Genomic DNA, 1,924 nt, shown 5'->3' with positions numbered 1-1,924 from the left:
AGCGCTGATGGTACTGCAGGGGAGGCCCTGTGGAAGAGTAAGTCGTTGCCAGATGAATATGATTCACTAGCTCAGTTGGTAGAGCACATGACTTTTAATCATGTTGTCCGGGGTTCGATTCCCCGGTGGATCACCAAAGCACTTTACAGTTTTGTAAGGTGCTTTTTAATTTGGATAATATATATTATTCAAATTATTATGGAATAGTATAAATATAATGAATATGAAATTTTGATGCTTCATATGGGTGTATTAGAATATATAATTGTTATATGAAATAATAAAATAAAAATCTATATTATGAAAATAATATAGATTTTTATGAATACAAGGGACTTAGATTTAAATTTTGCCTAGAGCTTCTTTTAACTTAAGCCAATCATTCTCATATATCTTATGAAATTCTTCACTTCTATTATAAGTTAAAGATGATGGATGATACATTGGAAACACATATCTACTTAAGTTTTCAACAAAATAAACATTACCATGACAATCACCAATAGACTTAAAATTTGTTAGCCTTTTCAAGGGAACATTTCCTAATGTAATTATTAATTTAGGGTTTACTAAATTAATTTCTTCATCAAGTATTGAACTAAATAAAGATATTTCTGAAACCTTAGGTGGTCTATTACTTATAGATATTCTTCCATTTTTACCTTCTTTAATTTTTATAGGTCTAAAAAAACAAGTATTAGTAATTCTAATAGATTCTCTTTTAAGGCCTATAGAATTTAAATATTTCTCAAAGTTTTTACCAGCCATACCTACAAAAGGTTTACCTTCTTCTACTTCATTTTTACCTGGGGCTTCTCCTATAAATAGAATATCACATGGTATAGGCCCATCACCTGTTATGTACCCACCTGTTTTATCACCTACATATTCCTCTGAAATATTTTTAATTTTATTTTTCAAAGATTCTTGTATATTCAATTAAGAAAACTCCTTCCTATATATTTATATAAACTTCATTTCCTTTTAAATTTATACTATTAACACAACTATTAATGTAGTTAAAAGAGAGTATTCTTTTATTAATTTTAACACCACTAATTTTTTTATGCGTATTTTTATAAAAGTAATTATTATATAGATAAAGTTCTATATAAAATATGTAGTTTTAGAAAATATAAAATATATCATTATCTAATGGTTGTTAAAAATGTTTATCATTCTAATAATAAACTCCATTAAAAACTGTGAAAGAATATATATTTTTTAAAATTACATTTTATGAATATGATTAGTTACATATAAAATATAATTTAATGTTTATATATGGGATTTTATTATCTTTTAAAAGAAATATGATGATATAAATTATATATTAAAATCAATCTCATATAAAGGAATATTATCATACACTAATTATTCAATAATTTTATTAGGTAAATATAAAAGCAATTACTGTATAAATAATAAAGAATATAAAAATATTTATAATATATAGTAGTTACTATAATTTAGATTATAGATATTATATAAAAATGTAGAGTATTATCTAGCTTAACCAATAATAATGTAGTGCTTATATTTTAAAAAATAATATATAAATATAATTATATAAGTAATATATAGAAAATAATTCTTATAATTACAGCAACATAACCAAGTGTATCTATATAAAAAAAACGGAGTAATATGTAAAAAATAAAAGAAAAATGCTATTAATTTTATATAAATAGATAAAATCATATCGTTATAGTAATTGAAAATGCTATAATGGTACATGTCGCTGAAACACAGCAACAAATAAAAAAACAAATTTGAAAAAAAGTTCTTGACAAAGAACAACAAATTTGATAAGATATAAAAGTCGCTGAGGCGATGTGGTCTTTGAAAATTAAACAGAGAATTAACAAGAAACATTCTTGTAACAGCCAGTAAGATAAGGTAATAAACCTTGTCAATGAATTTG

1 protein-coding gene and 1 tRNA gene are annotated in these 1,924 nt (G+C 23.6%); one reads left to right on the top strand and one right to left on the bottom strand.

Annotated elements, in window-relative coordinates; genetic code table 11:
• Positions 1-60 precede the first annotated feature (60 nt).
• A tRNA-Lys gene (locus tag ACYUEW_RS18890) sits at positions 61-136 on the top strand.
• Positions 137-342: 206 nt separating this feature from the next.
• Here the strand turns inward: ACYUEW_RS18890 and ACYUEW_RS18885 are convergent.
• Positions 343-939 (bottom strand): uracil-DNA glycosylase, encoded by a 597-nt coding sequence (locus ACYUEW_RS18885; protein ID WP_043030868.1) that lies wholly within the window; start codon positions 937-939, stop codon positions 343-345.
• Between the last annotated feature and the right edge of the window lie 985 nt (positions 940-1,924).

Source organism: Clostridium sp. CTA-1 (assembly GCF_054768215.1).
The sequence above is the reverse complement of the archived record's forward strand: the minus strand, read 5'-3'. Positions and strand labels throughout refer to the sequence as shown.